This is a genomic window from Kosakonia sp. S57 (assembly GCF_016516575.1).
GTDB lineage: Bacteria > Pseudomonadota > Gammaproteobacteria > Enterobacterales > Enterobacteriaceae > Kosakonia > Kosakonia cowanii.
This window is the reverse complement of the sequence record NZ_JACVUL010000006.1, coordinates 200,759-218,261: the sequence shown is the minus strand read 5'-3', so window position 1 is coordinate 218,261 and position 17,503 is coordinate 200,759. Positions and strand designations below refer to the sequence as shown.

22 protein-coding genes are annotated in these 17,503 nt (G+C 53.6%); 10 read left to right on the top strand and 12 right to left on the bottom strand.

Translation table 11 applies throughout. The annotated features are described in order from the left end of the window. Positions 1 to 209 precede the first annotated feature (209 nt). Both IAE48_RS08235 and IAE48_RS08230 read right to left on the bottom strand, forming a co-directional pair. Positions 210 to 812 (bottom strand): hypothetical protein, encoded by a 603-nt coding sequence (locus IAE48_RS08235; protein ID WP_200134037.1) that lies wholly within the window; start codon positions 810 to 812, stop codon positions 210 to 212. Between the two features lie 376 nt (positions 813 to 1,188). Continuing rightward, positions 1,189 to 1,959 (bottom strand): NAD(P)H-dependent oxidoreductase, encoded by a 771-nt coding sequence (locus tag IAE48_RS08230; protein ID WP_200134036.1) that lies wholly within the window; start codon positions 1,957 to 1,959, stop codon positions 1,189 to 1,191. Positions 1,960 to 2,045: 86 nt separating this feature from the next. Between IAE48_RS08230 and IAE48_RS08225 the strand changes: the two genes are divergently transcribed. Continuing rightward, positions 2,046 to 2,942 (top strand): LysR family transcriptional regulator, encoded by an 897-nt coding sequence (locus tag IAE48_RS08225; protein WP_200134035.1) that lies wholly within the window; start codon positions 2,046 to 2,048, stop codon positions 2,940 to 2,942. Between the two features lie 56 nt (positions 2,943 to 2,998). Here the strand turns inward: IAE48_RS08225 and rimO are convergent, their stop codons facing one another. Further along, positions 2,999 to 4,324, bottom strand: coding sequence for a 30S ribosomal protein S12 methylthiotransferase RimO (gene rimO, locus IAE48_RS08220; RefSeq protein WP_042716724.1), 1,326 nt, complete (start codon positions 4,322 to 4,324; stop codon positions 2,999 to 3,001). Positions 4,325 to 4,832: 508 nt separating this feature from the next. Between rimO and IAE48_RS08215 the strand changes: the two genes are divergently transcribed. Further along, positions 4,833 to 5,219 carry a hypothetical protein gene (locus tag IAE48_RS08215; RefSeq protein WP_200134034.1) on the top strand — a complete coding sequence of 129 codons (387 nt, stop codon included), beginning with the start codon at positions 4,833 to 4,835 and terminating at the stop codon, positions 5,217 to 5,219. Between the two features lie 114 nt (positions 5,220 to 5,333). On the opposite strand, the gene IAE48_RS08210 is transcribed toward IAE48_RS08215, so the two are convergent. The 4 genes from IAE48_RS08210 to IAE48_RS08195 all read right to left on the bottom strand — a co-directional run bounded on the left by IAE48_RS08210 (position 5,334) and on the right by IAE48_RS08195 (position 7,484). After that, a complete protein-coding gene (locus IAE48_RS08210) occupies positions 5,334 to 5,777 on the bottom strand; it encodes a DUF943 family protein (RefSeq protein WP_200134033.1) in 444 nt (147 codons plus the stop codon). Between the two features lie 82 nt (positions 5,778 to 5,859). Continuing rightward, a complete protein-coding gene (locus IAE48_RS08205) occupies positions 5,860 to 6,168 on the bottom strand; it encodes a hypothetical protein (RefSeq protein WP_233631484.1) in 309 nt (102 codons plus the stop codon). Between the two features lie 8 nt (positions 6,169 to 6,176). Next, entirely contained in the window at positions 6,177 to 6,521 is a 345-nt protein-coding gene (locus tag IAE48_RS08200; RefSeq protein WP_200134032.1) for a cupin domain-containing protein, read from the bottom strand. 72 nt (positions 6,522 to 6,593) lie between these two features. Beyond that, a complete protein-coding gene (locus IAE48_RS08195; protein ID WP_200134031.1) occupies positions 6,594 to 7,484 on the bottom strand; it encodes a DMT family transporter in 891 nt (296 codons plus the stop codon). 102 nt (positions 7,485 to 7,586) lie between these two features. Here IAE48_RS08195 and IAE48_RS08190 point away from each other — a divergent pair, with 102 nt between their 5' ends. After that, a complete protein-coding gene (locus IAE48_RS08190; protein ID WP_200134030.1) occupies positions 7,587 to 8,921 on the top strand; it encodes a PLP-dependent aminotransferase family protein in 1,335 nt (444 codons plus the stop codon). On the opposite strand, the gene IAE48_RS08185 is transcribed toward IAE48_RS08190, so the two are convergent. Continuing rightward, positions 8,918 to 9,667 carry a nucleotidyltransferase domain-containing protein gene (locus IAE48_RS08185; RefSeq protein ID WP_094420387.1) on the bottom strand — a complete coding sequence of 250 codons (750 nt, stop codon included), beginning with the start codon at positions 9,665 to 9,667 and terminating at the stop codon, positions 8,918 to 8,920. The genes IAE48_RS08190 and IAE48_RS08185 overlap by 4 nt on opposite strands. A 15-nt stretch (positions 9,668 to 9,682) precedes the next feature. After that, the gene (locus tag IAE48_RS08180; protein ID WP_200134029.1) at positions 9,683 to 10,432 is read right to left on the bottom strand and encodes a DeoR/GlpR family DNA-binding transcription regulator; all 750 of its coding nucleotides are present in this window, start codon (positions 10,430 to 10,432) and stop codon (positions 9,683 to 9,685) included. A 104-nt stretch (positions 10,433 to 10,536) separates the two neighbouring features. On the opposite strand from IAE48_RS08180, the gene IAE48_RS08175 reads away from it, so the two are divergent. Together IAE48_RS08175 and IAE48_RS08170 are read left to right on the top strand one after the other, a co-directional pair. Continuing rightward, positions 10,537 to 10,923: an NUDIX hydrolase gene (locus IAE48_RS08175; RefSeq protein ID WP_200134028.1), complete on the top strand. Its 387-nt coding sequence runs from the start codon at positions 10,537 to 10,539 to the stop codon at positions 10,921 to 10,923. Between the two features lie 14 nt (positions 10,924 to 10,937). Then, entirely contained in the window at positions 10,938 to 11,540 is a 603-nt protein-coding gene (locus tag IAE48_RS08170) for a LysE family translocator (protein WP_200134027.1), read from the top strand. A 48-nt stretch (positions 11,541 to 11,588) separates the two neighbouring features. On the opposite strand, the gene IAE48_RS08165 is transcribed toward IAE48_RS08170, so the two are convergent. Continuing rightward, positions 11,589 to 12,047: a DUF3828 domain-containing protein gene (locus IAE48_RS08165; protein ID WP_200134026.1), complete on the bottom strand. Its 459-nt coding sequence runs from the start codon at positions 12,045 to 12,047 to the stop codon at positions 11,589 to 11,591. A gap of 192 nt (positions 12,048 to 12,239) precedes the next feature. Between IAE48_RS08165 and IAE48_RS08160 the strand changes: the two genes are divergently transcribed. Both IAE48_RS08160 and IAE48_RS08155 read left to right on the top strand, forming a co-directional pair. Beyond that, positions 12,240 to 12,905: a DUF2625 domain-containing protein gene (locus IAE48_RS08160; RefSeq protein ID WP_200134025.1), complete on the top strand. Its 666-nt coding sequence runs from the start codon at positions 12,240 to 12,242 to the stop codon at positions 12,903 to 12,905. 122 nt (positions 12,906 to 13,027) lie between these two features. Continuing rightward, on the top strand, positions 13,028 to 13,912 hold the full coding sequence (locus tag IAE48_RS08155) for an alpha/beta hydrolase (RefSeq protein ID WP_200134024.1): 885 nt from the start codon (positions 13,028 to 13,030) through the stop codon (positions 13,910 to 13,912). A gap of 9 nt (positions 13,913 to 13,921) precedes the next feature. Here the strand turns inward: IAE48_RS08155 and IAE48_RS08150 are convergent, their stop codons facing one another. Then, positions 13,922 to 14,503: a histidine phosphatase family protein gene (locus IAE48_RS08150; protein ID WP_200134023.1), complete on the bottom strand. Its 582-nt coding sequence runs from the start codon at positions 14,501 to 14,503 to the stop codon at positions 13,922 to 13,924. 17 nt (positions 14,504 to 14,520) lie between these two features. Further along, positions 14,521 to 14,904 carry a helix-turn-helix domain-containing protein gene (locus IAE48_RS08145; protein WP_054804100.1) on the bottom strand — a complete coding sequence of 128 codons (384 nt, stop codon included), beginning with the start codon at positions 14,902 to 14,904 and terminating at the stop codon, positions 14,521 to 14,523. 110 nt (positions 14,905 to 15,014) lie between these two features. Between IAE48_RS08145 and IAE48_RS08140 the strand changes: the two genes are divergently transcribed. The 3 genes from IAE48_RS08140 to IAE48_RS08130 all read left to right on the top strand — a co-directional run bounded on the left by IAE48_RS08140 (position 15,015) and on the right by IAE48_RS08130 (position 17,503). Continuing rightward, the gene (locus tag IAE48_RS08140; RefSeq protein ID WP_200134022.1) at positions 15,015 to 16,064 is read left to right on the top strand and encodes an NAD(P)-dependent alcohol dehydrogenase; all 1,050 of its coding nucleotides are present in this window, start codon (positions 15,015 to 15,017) and stop codon (positions 16,062 to 16,064) included. Between the two features lie 205 nt (positions 16,065 to 16,269). Further along, the gene (locus tag IAE48_RS08135; protein WP_200134021.1) at positions 16,270 to 17,226 is read left to right on the top strand and encodes a hypothetical protein; all 957 of its coding nucleotides are present in this window, start codon (positions 16,270 to 16,272) and stop codon (positions 17,224 to 17,226) included. Further along, positions 17,219 to 17,503 carry a hypothetical protein gene (locus IAE48_RS08130; RefSeq protein ID WP_200134020.1) on the top strand — a complete coding sequence of 95 codons (285 nt, stop codon included), beginning with the start codon at positions 17,219 to 17,221 and terminating at the stop codon, positions 17,501 to 17,503. Before IAE48_RS08135 ends, IAE48_RS08130 begins: the two co-directional genes overlap by 8 nt.

The window sequence follows — 17,503 nt, the reverse complement described above, 5'->3', positions numbered from 1 at the left end:
GCGTTCATAAGCGGCTATTAAAACTCGCGCACACCCCAATCAATCGGATCGGGGTTCTGCTGCTGTCGTGTTCCCCCAGCAGCAGAACCCGCGTACCGGGTTCCACATTGTGTACGTAAGAATGATTGGCAAAAAGGCTGGGTGCTATAATTCTAGTCCTGTATGAAGTTTAAACTCGTAGCTAAAATTGTTCGGGACGTAATTATAAATCAATCTAAGTCGGCAGATAGTATTTGTATTAAGGAAATAAGTTTACGGGCATCTTCTGGCGTAACTAACCAGTAATCCGGCGTCGGAAAACCGAATAAGGTTAAATTTTTTTGAATCATCATTAGAGGGCTGTTCTCATATTTCTCATACCCAAGCGTTTTTGGTGGCTTACTAATATATTGATACTGGTTTTCAATGCGCCCACTGGTTGCAACTTGTCTCTTCGATTTATCGCTATTATTAAAATTAGCTTCTTCAATTTCCATCTGGCGTTCATCCAGCCGTGACCATGCAATAAAACTTTTGAAAAGATTAATAATCTCTGGAGTGTTTTGCCTGGTCACTTCAAAGACGTTCATGTAGCCTGAACTTGAAGACAGAGAGCTGAATAACAAAATGTAACTTTTATTACCATATGTCGTTGCATATATAGTGTCTGCGAGGAATACGCAGGTGCCGTTCCTCGATTTGTACACAAGATTATCTTGATTGTAATAGCAGGAGTTATCATCAAGGGCTGTGTAATAGTCTTTAGCCAAAGTACACCCTGTCAATAATATTGCTAATAAAAATAAAACGGCAATTCTAAGATAGCGCATCATTCATCCTTTGAATTTAAATAGTGACGATAGAATATTCGGAATGTCTTTACTCCTGTTCGAATATGCGACTGAAAAGGAGTTATACATATTAACGGCAAGAGGATATGAAACTTTAATACCGGAGCAGTGAATTACAGAGGAACGCCGATATGGCGTGCGTCCGTTGACGGTAAGCCGTTCTGTCGTATCGGGCTGTGACCAGTTCATTCGGGTGCCGCGCAGCATCAGCTTTGAAAATGAGGCAGCGCGAGGTGAAGGTGGGCTTAACAACGTCCGCTTCTGCCACAAAGCGGACTGATTCAAGAAGTGGAAGTCCTCTTTTAGTAACAAATAGCTTTACCGTCCTGACACTGCTTATGTCAGTTTCAGAACGTTATTAAGTATCGGCAATATGCACTGCAAGCCCTTTCTGTCCCGGGGCAAGGTGATCGGACAGCACATGACGATCCGGGTAATCTCCCGCATTTTGTGCGCGGAAGGGAATCGGAATGTCGTCAAACAGCCCTGCCAGTCGGCTGCGCCAGTTGGCTTCCGCCTCAAATAAGGCCTCAGTACCGATCCGCCCGCTACTATAAACAGCAAACGTGGGTAATACCTCCATTCCCGTGTAAAAAAGGGTTCCGTGCGTGATGGGAAAGAGTAATTGCTCCAGCGGGCCATTAATGCCCCTGTGAGAATAATCACGTTCTGGGCCACCAACTGAAACTGCCAGTAGCGCACGCTTACCTCTAAAAGCACCTTCTCCATAACGATGCGCGTTGCCTTTATCCTTATACCCATATGCCAGGCCATACGCCCACACCCGCTCTATCCAGCCTTTCATAATTGCGGGCATGCTGAACCACCAGAGCGGAAAAAGAAAGATAACCGCATCGGCGGCCTGGACCTTGCGTTGTTCCCGTTCGACATCTGCTGTCTGTCGGCTGTGTATAAAGGCGTGTTTCGACTCTTCAATAAAAGACAGGCGTTCAGTATTGATCCGATCAGGAAAGTCATCGCCGTCAAATACTGCTTTCCACCCCATGGCATAAAGATCCGATTGAATAACGGTGTGCCCCTGGGCCGTTAATAACTCCTGGGCCATATTGACAAGGTGATGTGTTAATGACGTGGTTTCAGGCTGGGCATGGACAAGAAGAATATTCATATAAATAGTCCTTTTGAGTAAGTCCCGACACACTAGCCCCTCATCTGATATAGTTAAAATGAATTTCTAAAATACCCGGTATTGAAATGACTAATACCTTAAGAAATATTGATTTAAATCTGTTGGTTACGCTTGATGCACTTTTGTCAGAACATAGTGTTACGCGCGCTGCTGAACGCTTACACCTGTCGCAGCCTACAGTCAGCGTGCAACTCGCCAGACTCAGGGAAATATTTGATGATCCTTTGCTCCTGCCTGGCCCGCGTGGTATGCGGCCCACAGCGCGCGCCGACGAGCTTCGGGAACCTCTGCAGAATGCATTAGCCGCTATCCAAAAAGTGATTGCTCCTTCAAGTACCTTTAACCCAGCGCTGGCAAAGCAGCACTGGAATATCGCTGCCTTTGATTATGGTGCAATGACTATCCTGGAGCCCGCCCTGGCAATGTTACGCAGTGCTGCGCCAGCTACACGTATCGCAGTTGTGCACACTCTTCCTTCACAAGTAGCAAGGAAAGCGGAACAAGGAGAGATCGATCTGGCTTTTATGACAGGTGATGAAGCACCAGTAAATTTACATCGCCGCACGTTGTTCACTGAACGTTATGTGCTTGCTGGGCGCGCGGGACATCCTCATTTGCATAGCCCACTTTCGCTCGAGGAGTTCTGTCAGCTTGAGCATGCCATTGTTTCACCGGAGGGGGGCGGATTTCATGGTGTGACAGATAGCGCCCTGGCCGAAAGGGGGATGACGCGCCGCGTATCACTCTCTGTACCAAATTTCCTGCTGCTTAGTGCGGTCCTGAAGAGTACCGATCTGGTGGCTATGGTGCCGTGGCGGTTGGTGTGTGAAAACGATGCGCTGCAGATCACTGAGTCACCTGTTGAGGTTCCGGGATTTGAGATGGTTATGCTCTGGCCCGAACGTGTTCACCGTGACCCCGCACATCAGTGGCTACGTGAGCGCATCGCCTGTTCAATATAAATAGTGGGTCATTCTTAAGCACAAAAAACCCGGCGGGTGCCGGGTTTTTTTATCGCTTAAACGCGTGTGCCCCACAGGTCATACTCGTCGGCGTTCTCGACTTTCACGCGAACGATATCGCCCGGTTTGACGTTAGTTTCACCGTTCAGATAGACCGCGCCGTCGATTTCCGGGGCATCGGCCATGCTGCGGCCAATCGCGCCTTCCTCATCCACTTCGTCGATCATCACCAGGATTTCGCGACCGATCTTCTCCTGCAGACGCTCAGCGGAGATGCGCTGTTGCAGCTGCATAAAGCGGTTCCAGCGCTCCTCTTTCACCTCTTCCGGCACCTGATCCGCCAGTTCGTTGGCGGTGGCACCCTCAACCGGGCTGTATTTGAAGCAGCCGACGCGATCGAGGCGCGCTTCGGTCAGGAAGTCGAGCAGCATCTGGAAATCTTCTTCGGTCTCGCCAGGGAAGCCGACAATAAAGGTGGATCGCAGCGTCAGCTCCGGGCAGATTTCGCGCCAGCGCTTGATGCGTGCCAGCTGGCGATCGACCGCGCCAGGGCGTTTCATCAGCTTCAGAATGCGCGGGCTGGCGTGCTGCAACGGGATGTCGAGGTAGGGCAGAATTTTGCCTTCCGCCATCAGCGGGATCACATCATCCACGTGCGGGTAGGGGTAAACGTAGTGCAGACGCGTCCAGACACCAAGTTTTGCCAGCTGCTCGCAGAGGCCAACCATGCTGGTTTTCACCGGCTCGCCGTTATGGAAGCCCATGCGGTGTTTCACATCAACGCCATAAGCGGAAGTGTCCTGCGAAATCACCAGCAACTCTTTAACGCCAGCATCGACCAGGCGTTTCGCTTCGGACAGCACATCGCCAATCGGGCGGCTCACAAGATCGCCACGCATCGACGGAATGATGCAGAAAGTGCAGCGGTGGTTACAGCCTTCGGAAATTTTCAGGTAAGCGTAGTGGCGCGGCGTCAGTTTCACGCCCTGTTCCGGCACCAGGCTTAAGAAGGGGTTGTGCTGCGGTTTCGGCACATAGTGATGAACATGGGCGAGAACCTGCTCATAGCTGTGCGGGCCGGTGATCTCCAGCACTTTCGGGTGCACTTCGCGGATCTGATCCTCTTTCGCGCCCAGACAGCCGGTGACAATCACTTTACCGTTTTCATTCAGCGCTTCGCCGATCGCTTCCAGCGACTCCTGCACGGCGCTGTCGATAAAACCGCAGGTATTGACGATCACCATATCGGCATCATCGTAACTCGGGACAACATCGTAACCTTCGGTACGCAGCTCCGTAAGGATGCGTTCGGAGTCGACGAGATTTTTTGGGCAGCCAAGAGAGACAAAGCCGATTTTCGGCTGCAGGTTCACATTGCTCATAGTTCAAAAAGTAATCAGTTATAGGATCTTAGGCGAGGGATTGTACAGAGTTCCGGGCGGGATTTATAGAGGTATAAGCAGAGATGAGTAGCTTACTTGCATGGCGTTAATGATTTTTGGAATTACTCATTGTTTGCAGTTCGCGGCAATGTTTTCTCTATTTAATTTTTATTTTCGATAGTCTCATTTATTGTTTCCATTTTTACGCTTAAACCCATAGTTCTAGATAAGAAGAATCTGTCAGGTTTTATATTTTTTCATAATGAATATGGTTTTCTTGTTTTTTAAAGGAAAAATAATTGTGTTACATGTCAGTCTCTATAGTAATGGTTTTTGTCTTACTGATCGGAAAATTTAGGGTGATGTATATATTATGTATAATGTTTTTTATTTGGATCTTATCAGGGATAACTTTGAATTTTAGCAATATATAAGTTAGATGCGCTACCTATAAAGTTTTCGAGCAACTTGCCGATAAAGGAGAAACCTCGATAAAAAGGAATGGGATATGAAAAGAATTTTACTTTTACCATTACTGTTCTGTTCATCAGTATATGCAGAAGAAGTTGATGTCGGTCAAATTTGTAAAGCCTCAGCGGCTTCGATGTTTGGGCGCGATCACAAAATCATGAAGCTCGACAAAATTGAATCAGGTATCGCCTACGTTCATTATTTTCGACCGCAAGACAATTCGCGTTGGGCGATCAAGTGCAAGCTTATCGGTGATCAGGTAATGTGGGCTTCTGATAATCCGGACAGCTCAGGCCGCTGGCGTGATGATCCTTTAGATAGCGTCGTGAAATATTCTATTGAAGGAAAAAATATAACTATCACAGAGACCTATGGTGATGGTTCAGCTACTGAAAACAGTTACCCAATAAAGCAACTCCGATAATCATTAATATAATCACAGTAGCCTTGCACTGCTGTGATTATGTGATGTTAAATTTCTAAAAATTATGCCCTGCGCGTGGTTTACATTATTTCTCGATGGAAGGTTACATGGTTTTTAGTTAGATTGACCTTCATCATTCACATGGATGGATATTTTATTTTTACTATCTCCTGAAATTGCAAAAAAGGTCTTTTTCTTTATACATCGTTTAGCCGTTTTAATTTCATCATTGCAAATATAATCATCTTCGCTTTCGCCGGTTAAGAAATTAGCATGAGGTAATTCAACGAAACCCTCGCCAAAATCCATCACTGGAACTCTGAAGGATCCGCTCTGCGGGACAACCTTATATTTTTCTTTAAGATCAGTTTTATTTTCTCTCCACCACTCCAACCTGGCTTTGGCGGTTGCGGGTGGGCTTTTAATAAATACAGCACCCTTGAAAACAGTCATGATTTGGCTGTTGTTAGATGCCGTATTTGAGCGGAGTATAACGAACGTAAGAATAATAATTAGCCCGACGGTTAATATGTATTTGATATTTTTCGGTTCAAGCATCGTTATTATTCCTTGTGGTCACTTACTCTTTAGCTCCCTGTCATGTTTATACCTTAACTTGAAAAAAGAGTAACCCAAACACTCAATTATTCAGAATCTCCTGCACCCAGTCATCCCAGCACGTGCAGCCAAGGTCTGCGACCAGCGCGTTTTCATTGGTCTCCAGCCACCACTTTTTAACGGTGGCATACTCCTCAGAAGTGAGCGCAAAGGGGCGCCAGGTGCCCATGCGGCAATCCTGGTCGCAGGGATCGCAGCCTTGTAAAAAGAACGCATTCAGAAACGGCAGCGGGGGAAAGTAACCGCTGCCGTCAATAATGCTGAAAATGCCATACGGCACGTGAATATTTGCAGTAAGAATATGTATTGCTTCCGCGCTCTGGTTCATCATTGACCCTTTTACTGCTCCGCGACATCGGTGCGGTCACCGCGCGGGGTCGGGTGAGAGAAGACAATAAACTCAACCGCCGCATCAGAATCATTGCGCGCCTGATGTTTTGCTAATGGCGGGATCTCAATCCCTTGCTGGGCGGCAATATGCTGCTTTTCGCCTTCCAGCTCCATTGTCAGCACGCCGCTGAGCACAAAGAAAAATTGCCGCGACACAGAGTGGTAGTGGCGCTGCTCCTGTGTCCCGACGGGCATTTTCTCATGGATGATCATCATCTCAGGCCGCTTCACCAGGTACCAGCCGTCGCACCCCTCGCCCCAGTGATAATGCTCGGCATTCTCTTTTGAAATCATTTACTTCTCCTGGCGTACACCTCTTTCCCTACCGTTATACCCATCATCGACGCGCGGCATAACCTGCCTGAATTAGCGGGCGCACTTTCTTGAGCCAATTACGCAGAGGATAACGCCCAGCGTCACCAGTAGCATCAGCGGGCTGACACGCTCGTTGAGCAGCAGGGCGGAGAGAGCAAGACCGAAAAAGGGCTGCAACAGCTGTAGCTGGCCGACGGCGGCAATCCCGCCGCGGGCCAGGCCGTTGTACCAGAAGATGAAGCCGATCAGCATGCTGAAGAGCGAGACGTAGCCCAGTGCGCACCAGGCTTGCGCGCTGATATCAACAAGCGTTGCGGGTTGCGTCAGCCAGGCGGCGGGTAGCATCACCGGAAGCGACAGGATCAGCGCCCAGCAGATCACCTGCCAGCCGCCGAGCGTGCGGGTTAAGGCGGCTCCTTCGGCATAGCCCAGCCCGCACACTATCACTGCCGCCAGCATCAGCAGATCGCCAGTCAGCGAAACGGCATGGCTCTGCGCCAGCGCGAAAGCCACCACCAGCAGGCTACCAAACAGTGAGAAGAGCCAGAAGGCGCGCTTTGGCCGCTCGCCGCCGCGCAGCACCGCAAAAATCGCCGTGCAGAGCGGCAGAAGGCCGAGAAAGAGAATCGAGTGGGCGGAAGTGACATGCTGTAACGCCAGCGCCGTCAGAAGCGGAAAACCAATCACCACGCCGCAGGCGACGATCAGCAGGGGGAAAAGCTGCACGCGCTGCGGGCGTGGTTCGCGCAAAACACAAACAAGGAGAATCGCCAGCAATCCGGCGAGCGAGGCGCGCAGAAAGGTGAGGAAAAAGGGCGACATCTCCAGCACGGCGATGCGCGTGGCGGGTAACGAGCCGCTGAAAATCACTACCCCCAGCAGGCCGTTGAGCCAGCCTGCCAGCGCAGAGTGCGCCGGTTTGTTTAGCGCGGAATTTGCCATCTTGACCTCGTTATCACTGATTAGTGGGAGCTTGAGCATTGATGGGCTGAATGGTAGGTTGAGCCACTTACGACAATAAAATTATTGTCATGGATACATTCGATGAAAGCGCGCTACAAACAGCTGGTTGATCGCTTCGCTGTGCAGATCCGTACCGGCGAGCTGCCGCCCGGCACGCGTTTACCGACGCACCGCTGCCTTGCCGGGCAGGAACATATTTCGCTGGCGACCGCCACCCGCGTCTATCGTGAGCTGGAGGCGATGGGGCTGGTCAGTGGTGAAACCGGCCGCGGCACCTTTGTCAGAGAGATTGCCCTTCCTCCCGGTCACGGCATCGATCAGCTTGCCGTTGCCAGCGACGTGCTGGATCTCAACTTCAATTACCCGGCGGTGAGCGGGCAGGGCGAGTTGCTGCGCGAGGCCCTCAAACGCACGGCAGTGGAGGGCAATATTGAGGCGCATCTGCGTTATCAGCCTCATGGCGGGCGCATCACCGAACGAGAGGTCTTCGCCACGCACTTCACGCAGGGCGCGTTTCGCCCGGTGGCTGAAAATCTGCTGCTGGTGAATGGCGCGCAGCACGGCTTGACCATTACGGTCATGGGGCTGCTGAAACCGGGCGATGTGGTGGCGGTGGACGCGCTGACCTATCCCGGTTTTAAGGCGCTGGCCGCGCTTTATCATCTGGAGCTGGTGGCCATCCCGGCAGCGCACAACGGCCCGGATCAGGCCGCATTGCGCCAGCTCTGCCAGCAACGGCGTATTCGCGCGGTCTATACCATGCCGACAATGCATAACCCGCTGGGCTGGGTGATGAACAGCCCGTCGCGCAAAACCCTGGCCGCTATCGCCCGTGCTCACGATCTGTTGATCATTGAAGATGCCGCCTACGCCTGGCTGGTTCGCCGCGCGCCGCCGCCGCTCGCCTGTTTTGCGCCGGAAAGGACGGTTTATGTCAGCGGATTTTCAAAAAATGTAGCGACCGGCCTGAGGGTTGGCGCGGTGATCTGCCCGCCTGAACTGCGGCCTGCGCTGGAGCGGGCCATCCGCGCCACGACGTGGAATGCGCCGTCGCTCATGACCTCGCTGGTCAGTCACTGGATAGAGGAGGGGATGGTGGCCGAGCTCGAAAAGCGCAAGCGGGAAGATGCCCGGCTGCGCCAGCGAATTCTGCAAGAAACACTGGCCGGTCTGCCGTGCGTGACCCACCCCGACTCTTATTTTGCCTGGCTGCCGCTCTCTGAAGAGTCGCGCGCCGATCGGGTAGTCAAGCAGTTGATGGATAGCAATATCTCCCTCTCAACCGCTGAGCCCTTCTGCACCGCGCAATCGACGCCGCAGGCGCTGCGCGTAGCCCTCGGATCGGTCGCTATCGACACCCTGCGCGAAGCACTGCTGACCATCCGCGAAGCGATAGAGTATGAAGCGAGCCGCTAGCGGCGACTCTCCTCCAGCCAGCGCATCAGCGCGTTAAGCCGGGCTGTGAAGTGCGCCGTGTCATCCTCTGGCGTGTGGCACTGTTGCAGCAGCCAGCCAATGGCCTGCTGCTGCTGCGGAAAGCGCTGTACAACCCGGCTGGCATACTCCTCCAGCGTCTCGGGCCAGTCGTTATCCTCATCGCTACGTAACAGGTTGGTTGCGCGCAGCAGTTTACGCGCCGCAGCCCGCTGAAGCAGCCGTGCATCGCTCGCCTCTGCCAGTTGCTGAAGGTAGCCTTGCAGGACGGGAATGAAATCACCGTTTACCGCTACAGCAATCTCGCGCGAGGGGGTAAAAGGCGAAAAACGGCTCGCGAGATCTTCGCCCGCCACGCAGCGGCAGTGGTGCTTAAGCCAGTAACCCCAGCTGAACCGGTTTTCGTCGGCCAGCGCCTCTGCCAGCGTGCCGCAATCAAAATCGACTTTGCTGATAACCGGATGCTGCGTCTGCATATGCTCCGCAATCGCCCGAAGGCTATCGCGTTCCGCCGCGTTCAGCGCGCATTGGGTAATCAGGCAGACGTCGAGATCCGATACACCCGCCACAGCTGTACCTTTCGCCACGCTGCCGTAGAGGTAAATGCTGTGCACCTGCGCGCCGAGCCTTGCGTGCAGCAGCTCGATCACCTCATCGACCACCGGGCGAAACGCCGGTTGCAGCGGGGTGTCGGGTAAACAGGCGATAAAGCCGTCGGCATCAACCATCGAAAGCGCCTTCGGCTACAGCACGCTGATTTGCAACTGTTTGAACAGCGCGCTCATCTTCTCATCGAGCGGCTCATCGACCAGCAGCGTGCTGGCGAGCGTCAGATCGCCAATGCCAAAGGCCGAGGCGGAGTTGATCTTCTCCGGTGATGCCAGCACCACGGTTTCCGCCGCGCGCTCCGAAAGTGCGCGCTTCACGCAGGCCTCTTCATAGTTACCGGTGGTAAAGCCTGCCTGCTCATGCACACCGGTGACGCCCATAAAAAAGAGGTCAGCATTGATGCGGCGAATGGACTCAATCATCGATGCGCCCACGGTGACCATCGAGTGTTTATATAACTGCCCGCCGATAACGATCACGTCCACATTTGGCAGGTTAATCAATCCGGCGGCGATGGTCGGGCTGTGGGTGACTACGGTAAAGGCCAGATCCGGCGGCAGCAGGGTGATCATCTCTTCCGAGGTGGTGCCGCCGTCGATGATAACGATATTGCCGGGCTGAATAAGATTGACTGCTTTCTGCGCGATGACGCGTTTTGCATGAATGTTCACGTTTTTGCGTACTTCAAATGGCGCAATCGCCGCCGACACCGCCAGCGCGCCGCCGTGCACCCGTTGCAGCAGGCCATCTGCCGCTAACTCCCGTAAATCCCGGCGAATAGAGTCTTCAGAGATAGCAAAGTGCTGGCTTAATTCACGTGACAAGACCTGCTTATCACGCGCCAGCATCTCAAGTATCTTCTGCTTACGTTGACTGGATAACACGTTTTCCCCTTACACGATTGGTCTTGATCTTGCACGATTATGCATGTTAGCGTGCCGATTGTCAGCCTGACGATCCTAATTTTACGCAGTTTACAGGGGAAACCATGCACGCCATGCTTATTTTAATTGCCGGACCCGTACGCAGCGGCACCAACGGTGATGATGCGTTAATCAAACAGAATCTCGATGCCATGACGCGGGTTGCCGCAAAGGTTTTCGAAAAAGGCCATACGCCGGTGATCGGCGAGTGGCTGGCGATGCCGCTGGCGGAAGCGGCCGGTTCGAAGAAGATTGGCGATGAGATTAGCCAGACCTTTTTGTACCCCGTCGCCCATCGTCTGATTCAACACTGCGATGCCATTTTACGCCTGCCCGGCGATTCGGCAGGCGCCGATAACGATGTGCGCATCGGGCGCGAGCGGGGCCTTACCATTTACAGCGCCCTTGATGAGATCCCCGACTGCACCGCGCGGGAGTCATCTCTGGCTTAACGAAACGGGATGTAATGGAAATCAACATCATGGGGTTTATCCCCGTGCTTTTACCCGTCGCGCTCTCTCCGGGCGCGAGTTTTACCCTCGCGATGAACAGCGCGCTGGCCGGCGGGCGGGGCGGGTTGCTGCGCACGCTGGCGGGCACCGCGCTCGGCATCTACACCCATGCGCTGCTGATTGGCCTTGGGGTAACGGCGATCCTCGTCTCCTCTCCCGCGCTGTTTAACGTGCTGAAATATGCGGGGGCGGCGTATCTGATGTGGCTTGGTGTGCAGCTGATTCGCAGCGGGTTAACGACAAGTGAGATGACGCTACGCGCGGATGGACCGACGGTGACGCTAAAAGAGGCGTGGCTGGCGAACGTGCTCAACCCGAAAGCGATCGTTTTTTATCTCACCGTGGTGTCACAATTTGCCGGTAGCCGCGGCGATGTCAGCCACTATCTGCTGCTGGCCACGGTGCATGTGCTGGTGATGGGCGCATGGCTGATTGCCCTGAGCAACGTGCTGGTCTTCTCGGCACAGAAAGCGAACCCGGTAAACGTAAAGAGGGTGGTCAATCTTGCAGGAGGAGCCGTGCTGATCATCTTCTCCGTGCTAACGGTTGTTCACTAAGTGCCGTCACGATCTAAATAGCCCGTGTTGGCGCGGGCTATGCTTGGCTTAATAGAGTTTTTGTTCGATGTGTTCCCCGGCGTCAATCACCCGCCAGATCTTCCATGCGCCCGCTTCTTTACGTGTCCAGACCTGAAGATGAGCCAGCTTGTTATCTTCAATGCCCAACCAGACATCAAGCATCATGCTATCGCCGTCAGGGCGAGCAGGTGAAACCTTCAGACGTGGGATCCACGCCGGATCGTAGTCCTGAGAGTAGGTGAAATAATCTGCTGAGAGAATCTCCTGTTCCGGCATGTCATAAATTTCAGCCATACGCGCGAGCAGCTTATTTGAAACCCACTTATGCATCTCCTCCCTTTTGATCATTTCATCCGGCGGCGTGTTCTCAAAGGCATGCAGATAGAAACTATAGAATTCGGTCACGTTTTTCTGCACGTCGGTCGCGGTATTAGCGCTGGCGAAGGGCAGATAGAGGGAGAGCAGCAGAGAGATAATCAGACGCATGGCGATTCCTGCGAAAGAGAGGTGGGAGAGAAAAAGTGCGCAGATCCTGACATTGACCCAGGGCGGAAGAAAGCCTTTTATGCGCTCCGGCAGGGCAGATTTTGGTAGGGTGCAAAGCGGCTTCGCAGCCTTATGAGCTTGCCGCTTTCCGGTATGATGGCAGAGATTTTTACCTCGCCTGCAGGAGAACGGATGAAGACCTTAACTGAACTTATCGATGTGCACGATCCCGGCTGGGCGGTGGTGCAGGAGTGGCTTAACGCGGCCAGCAACCCTTACGAAGTGTTGGCGAAAGAGGAGCCCCGCGCCGAACAGGCGCTGCTGCAACTGCAGGTCACCACCCGCTCGCCGCTGGGGGCGCTGGTGTATGAAACCGGCGGGCTGCTGATTGATGGTGGCTGGCTGCGTATTCTCGGCTCCGGCAGCGCGCGGCTGGCGCGCGACCCGATGAGCTGGACGCAAACGGCGACAGACGCGGGATCTTTCGGTGCCCTACTGATTGCCGATGATGCATCGGGCGGCTTTTTTGCCCTCAACGGCGGCGGGCTTGGCGAGGATATCGGCAACGTCTACTATTTCGCGCCGGATGCGCTGGCCTGGGAAGGGCTGGAAGTGGGCTACTCTGCGTTTGTCGAGTGGGCGCTGTGCGGCGATCTGGCGCTTTTCTACCAGACGGTGCGCTGGGCCAACTGGCGGGAAGAGGTGCGTAACCTCGGCGGCGAACAGGTTTACGCCTTCTTTCCTTTCCTCTGGACCGAGCCAAAGCTGTCGGTTAATGAACGCAAGCGCACGGTAACGCCGATTGAGGAGCAGTGGCGGCTTGCACAGGAGCTGGCAGGTAGCCACCCGGAGTCGTAAAAGTGCAAAGGCAGCGACACCCGCTGCCGCATCTCTGTTGCAATCAATAATGATTCCCATTAACGTCTTCCCCCTGATGTTATCTTCAGCCTGCGCGGCTGATGTACAGGGAGAAGGGGTTTATGCTTTATCGTTTTCACGCCGTGCGCCTGGTGGCGCTGTTTCTGCTGCTCGCATGGCAAACAAGTTATGCGAGGCCTGATATGGCGCCGCTCGGGCCGAACATTGCCGATCGCGGCTCTGCTTACTATCACTTCACGCAAAAGCAGTTCGATTCCCAAGATGGCAAACGTCACTACAACGTATGGACAGGCGTACCCAATAAAAGCGCACCGCCTGGCGGTTTTCCGGTGATCTACATGCTGGATGGCAACGCGGCGATGGATAAGCTTTCGGAGGCGTTTTTACAAAAACTCTTCGCTGCCAATCCGCCGGTGCTGGTGGCGGTCGGGTATCAAACCGATCTGCCATTCGATCTCGATAGCCGGGCGTATGATTACACGCCGCCGGGCACCGACACGCAGCAACTGCGCGGCAGAGCGGGCGGTGGCAGTGTAGCGTTTCGCCAGTTGCTTGAGGAGACTATCGCGCCAGAGGTCGAAAAGGGAATTACTGTTAACCCGGCGCAGCGCGGGCTGTGGGGGCACTCCTACGGCGGGCTGTTCGTGCTGGAGAGCTGGCTCTCCTCCTCCTTTTTCACCACCACTTTTTCCGCCGTGCCTTCGCTGGCGCGCAATGATTTTCAGTTGCTGAAAACCATGGAGGCGGTCTCGCCGCAGCAGGCAGCGGGTAAGCATCTTTATCTGATGGAGGGGGATGGGGATCGCCGCACGCAGGATGAGAACAGCGAGTCTGGCGTGCTGCCGCGCGTTCGCAGCACCCTTGCGCAGCTTGATCAGCATGGCGTTCCGGCTACTTACCGCTTATTCCCCGGCCTGACGCACGGGGCGATGTTCGCCACCTCGCTACAGGCGGCGTTACTTCAGATCTCAAAAGTGGAAAAATAGCCGCTCTGATTATGCCGCCGGGGTATCACATCCGGCGGCAGTGAACGTTACCGATGACCAGTAGCCGTTTCCGGTGTGCGCGCGTTTTGCCCAGCCCGCCTTTTCCAGCTCGCGTGCAATCAGGCGGTTGATCACCCCGTGACCCATGCTGATCACACGCTCATGCTGCTGCGCCTGAGCGATCAGCATATGCGCCATTTTCTCTGCCCGCTGCATCGTCTGCTTTTTGGATTCCGGCCCTGCCAGCGCGCCGCTGAGCCAGCAGAGGCGAAACAGCACCAGCCACGTCTGCGGCGAGAGGCGAAGAAAGGGGAGGTTGAATACCGGCAAAGGCGCTTCGCGCAGATCGTCGGCAATCAGATCGGGGGTGAGGTTCACCGCCTGTAACGACGCACGGGCGCGCGTCAGCGGGCTGCTGATAACAAAAGCGCGGCGTTTATCCGCCAGAACGGCGTGGCAATCGGGTTCGCCAGTGATGCCGGAGGCATCATAGCCTGCAATCCAGCCGGACATGTCCGTGGCTTTGACCCGTGCGGAACCCTGCTGAGCGCTGAATTCAGGCTCGCCATGACGCATTAAAACTATCTCCATTTACGCTCCTGTGCGTTTTAGCCCTGTGCTTTACGGTAATGGGCTTCCATCTCATCCAGCGCGGCCTGGTTCTCCAGCCCCCACTGGTACATCTGCTCAATCGGCCCGGCGAAGGTTTTGCCAAGCGGCGTAAGGCGGTAATCGACTTTCGGCGGGACAATGTCATAAACGTGGCGGGCGATCAGGCCGCGTTGCTCCAGCTCTTTTAGCGTCTGGAAGAGCATTTTTTTGGAGATCCCCTGCAGGCTACGCTGCAACTCGCCGGTGCGGGCGCGCTCATCAGGCCAGTGGTAGAGCGCATGCAGCACCATCGTGCTCCACTTGACGGAGAAGAGATCCATCAGGCGGCGCGGCGGCGAATCCGCGTAGAAAAAGAGTTTGCCGTCAACCCATGCTGGCATAAGAAGCCCTCATCTGTGGTCACCAAATGGTAACTACTATCAATTGTGAACCTTGCGGACTATAGTCTGCCGCCTTCACGTTATTAACGCCAGCCCAACCTGGAGGCCTTATGAAAATCAATGCACTGGTCGCGGTCGATACCGCAAAACCGCTGACGTCCGGCGACATTACCCTTCGCCCGCTGCAAAACCAGGATGTCAAAATCGACATTCTTTACTGCGGCGTCTGCCACTCCGATCTGCATATGGCGCGCAATGAGTGGGCGGTAAGCCGCTATCCGCTGGTGCCGGGACATGAGATTGTCGGCCGCGTCAGCGCCACCGGCGCGGGCGTGTCGGCCTTTCAGGTTGGCGATATTGTTGGCGTCGGGGTGATGGTGGACTCCTGCCGTGAATGCCATTTCTGCAAACAGCATGAAGAGCAGTATTGCGAAGCGGGCTTTACCGCCACCTATAACGGGATTGATAAATACACCGGCGAGAGCACCTGGGGTGGTTACGCCGAGAACGTGATTGTCGATCAGGATTTTGTCGTCTCGGTGCCGCAAAACCTGCCGCTGGCGGGCGTTGCGCCACTGCTCTGCGCAGGCGTTACCGTCTGGTCGCCGCTGCGCCACTTCAACGTTAAAGCGGGTGATGCGGTGGGCGTTGTCGGCCTTGGCGGGTTAGGGCATATGGCGGTTAAGCTGGCGAGCGCGATGGGCGCGGAAGTAACGCTGTTTACCACTTCGCCGGAGAAGGGCGAAGATGCCCGCCGTCTCGGCGCAAAACGCGTGGTTGTTTCGCGCGATGCCGCGCAAATGGCCGCCTGCCACACCTCGCTGGATTTCATTATCGACTGCGTCGCGGCACCGCACGATCTCGACCCCTACCTGGCGACGCTGAAAACCAACGGCCGCCTGGTGCTGGTGGGTATTCCCGATCAGCCCCATGCCTCACCCAACATCACGCCGATGGTCTTTCGCCGCTTAAGCATCAGCGGATCGTCGATTGGCAGTATCCGCGAGACGCAGGAGATGCTCGATTTCTGCGGCCAGCACGGCATCACGGCGGATGTGGAGATGATTGGCGGTGAAGCAATTGAAAGCGCTTTCGCCCGCATGCTGAAAGGCGATGTGAAATACCGCTTTGTTATCGATATGCAGGCTACGCGCTGGTAATACTTTTCGTAATATCGATTTAACTGAAGGCCTGCTGTGATATTCACGCAGGTCTTTTTTATTCCTGCTATCTGCTACTTAAGGTCATCAGGCTTAGCAATAATGGGGCATGATCACACCGAGGCAGAGCTGAAACAGTTAACGTGAGGTGAGGGCAATTTTCTGATAGCACTGGAAAGTATTTTTAAATACGTGAGGGAATACGATGAATATTTCAACCATGAATATGGAAGAGAAGTTGCAATCTGTTGTTGTTCGGGCTGCTGCATTATTACCACATGAAATTGGTCAACAGCTACTTGCATTTATTACACCTGAAGCCTTGGCAGCAATGGCAGGGATCACCGTGGTATGGATTGGCGCGCATTTTTTTGGTGTCGGCGAGGCTGCAGATATTATCCTGTTACTCGTTGGTTGGGCTGCTGTTGGTGGCGTAGCGATAGAGGCAGCAAAAAAGCTTTTTGATTTTATTAATAAAACCTATCAAGCCCGGAGTGATAATGATCTGGAGAACGCTGCACATGATCTGGCTCAGGCCATAACGTTGATCGGCGTTAATACAGTCATGGCTCTGCTTCTTAGGAAGAAACCCTCTGATACTTTTCAAACGACGAAAGGCGGTGTAAAAGTTCCTCGTTACGGTAATACGATTGCCAGCAAAATGAATCTTCCCAGGAATGGATCCCCGGCGTGGCGATATAAACCCAAAATTACATTTACTAAACGACTAAATGTCAGTGAAGGCAGCACTAACATAGCGGGTGATATTAAGGTTGGTAGAGACGTATTCAGAAACGCAATGAGTGGTCAGGAAGCACGCGAAAGAATGCTGATGACTTTGTATCATGAACAGGTGCACCAATTTATCGCTCCAAAATTTTACCTCTTTCGTGAGTTCAGATCGTTCATGCGACAAAGCGGTTATCTGAAATCGTACCTTTTACGTTATCTTGAAGAGGCACTGGCTGAAACGGTAGCCTTGATGCGTGCAAGAGGACTGAGTAGCGAAACGATTATCAGCGGGCTCAAATATCCCATTGCCTACACTAATAATCAAATCACCTACACATTGATGAGGCATGAGGCGGCGGGCATTTTATTGGGGCCAGTGGTGGTCGGTGGCCTGGTTTATAACGTTTATTATGGATTGATCAATGATTAAGAAAGAGGCTGCGGTCGAAAAGGCAAAACGCTTTGCCTATTCGCGGGGCAGTACATGGGATGACAATAACTACGTCTGCGTGAAAGTTAACCTGCACCAACAGCCTTGCTGGAAGGTTAGCCATGAAAGTGGAAATGAAACGGATACGCCCTGGAATGAAAGGGTTTCGGGTACGCCGGTTGAGTATTACGTCAGCATGGTGACCGGGGAGGTTATTGGGATAATGATCGGTCGCGGGAATGTGATGTTGTTACCTCAAAAAGAGATCCCGCATTAA

What these genes read in the sequence shown, in the direction of transcription:
- IAE48_RS08175 (WP_200134028.1), top strand. Translation starts at nt 10,537, where the DNA reads ATGCACGCCATGCTTATTTTAATTGCCGGACCCGTACGCAGCGGCACC.
- IAE48_RS08185 (WP_094420387.1), bottom strand. Translation starts at nt 9,667, where the DNA reads ATGGTTGATGCCGACGGCTTTATCGCCTGTTTACCCGACACCCCGCTG.
- rimO (WP_042716724.1), bottom strand. Translation starts at nt 4,324, where the DNA reads ATGAGCAATGTGAACCTGCAGCCGAAAATCGGCTTTGTCTCTCTTGGC.
- IAE48_RS08160 (WP_200134025.1), top strand. Translation starts at nt 12,240, where the DNA reads ATGAAGACCTTAACTGAACTTATCGATGTGCACGATCCCGGCTGGGCG.
- IAE48_RS08210 (WP_200134033.1), bottom strand. Translation starts at nt 5,777, where the DNA reads ATGCTTGAACCGAAAAATATCAAATACATATTAACCGTCGGGCTAATT.
- IAE48_RS08140 (WP_200134022.1), top strand. Translation starts at nt 15,015, where the DNA reads ATGAAAATCAATGCACTGGTCGCGGTCGATACCGCAAAACCGCTGACG.
- IAE48_RS08155 (WP_200134024.1), top strand. Translation starts at nt 13,028, where the DNA reads ATGCTTTATCGTTTTCACGCCGTGCGCCTGGTGGCGCTGTTTCTGCTG.
- IAE48_RS08130 (WP_200134020.1), top strand. Translation starts at nt 17,219, where the DNA reads ATGATTAAGAAAGAGGCTGCGGTCGAAAAGGCAAAACGCTTTGCCTAT.
- IAE48_RS08190 (WP_200134030.1), top strand. Translation starts at nt 7,587, where the DNA reads ATGAAAGCGCGCTACAAACAGCTGGTTGATCGCTTCGCTGTGCAGATC.
- IAE48_RS08230 (WP_200134036.1), bottom strand. Translation starts at nt 1,959, where the DNA reads ATGAATATTCTTCTTGTCCATGCCCAGCCTGAAACCACGTCATTAACA.
- IAE48_RS08170 (WP_200134027.1), top strand. Translation starts at nt 10,938, where the DNA reads ATGGAAATCAACATCATGGGGTTTATCCCCGTGCTTTTACCCGTCGCG.
- IAE48_RS08225 (WP_200134035.1), top strand. Translation starts at nt 2,046, where the DNA reads ATGACTAATACCTTAAGAAATATTGATTTAAATCTGTTGGTTACGCTT.
- IAE48_RS08135 (WP_200134021.1), top strand. Translation starts at nt 16,270, where the DNA reads ATGAATATTTCAACCATGAATATGGAAGAGAAGTTGCAATCTGTTGTT.
- IAE48_RS08150 (WP_200134023.1), bottom strand. Translation starts at nt 14,503, where the DNA reads ATGGAGATAGTTTTAATGCGTCATGGCGAGCCTGAATTCAGCGCTCAG.
- IAE48_RS08200 (WP_200134032.1), bottom strand. Translation starts at nt 6,521, where the DNA reads ATGATTTCAAAAGAGAATGCCGAGCATTATCACTGGGGCGAGGGGTGC.
- IAE48_RS08215 (WP_200134034.1), top strand. Translation starts at nt 4,833, where the DNA reads ATGAAAAGAATTTTACTTTTACCATTACTGTTCTGTTCATCAGTATAT.
- IAE48_RS08205 (WP_233631484.1), bottom strand. Translation starts at nt 6,168, where the DNA reads ATGATGAACCAGAGCGCGGAAGCAATACATATTCTTACTGCAAATATT.
- IAE48_RS08165 (WP_200134026.1), bottom strand. Translation starts at nt 12,047, where the DNA reads ATGCGTCTGATTATCTCTCTGCTGCTCTCCCTCTATCTGCCCTTCGCC.
- IAE48_RS08235 (WP_200134037.1), bottom strand. Translation starts at nt 812, where the DNA reads ATGATGCGCTATCTTAGAATTGCCGTTTTATTTTTATTAGCAATATTA.
- IAE48_RS08195 (WP_200134031.1), bottom strand. Translation starts at nt 7,484, where the DNA reads ATGGCAAATTCCGCGCTAAACAAACCGGCGCACTCTGCGCTGGCAGGC.
- IAE48_RS08145 (WP_054804100.1), bottom strand. Translation starts at nt 14,904, where the DNA reads ATGCCAGCATGGGTTGACGGCAAACTCTTTTTCTACGCGGATTCGCCG.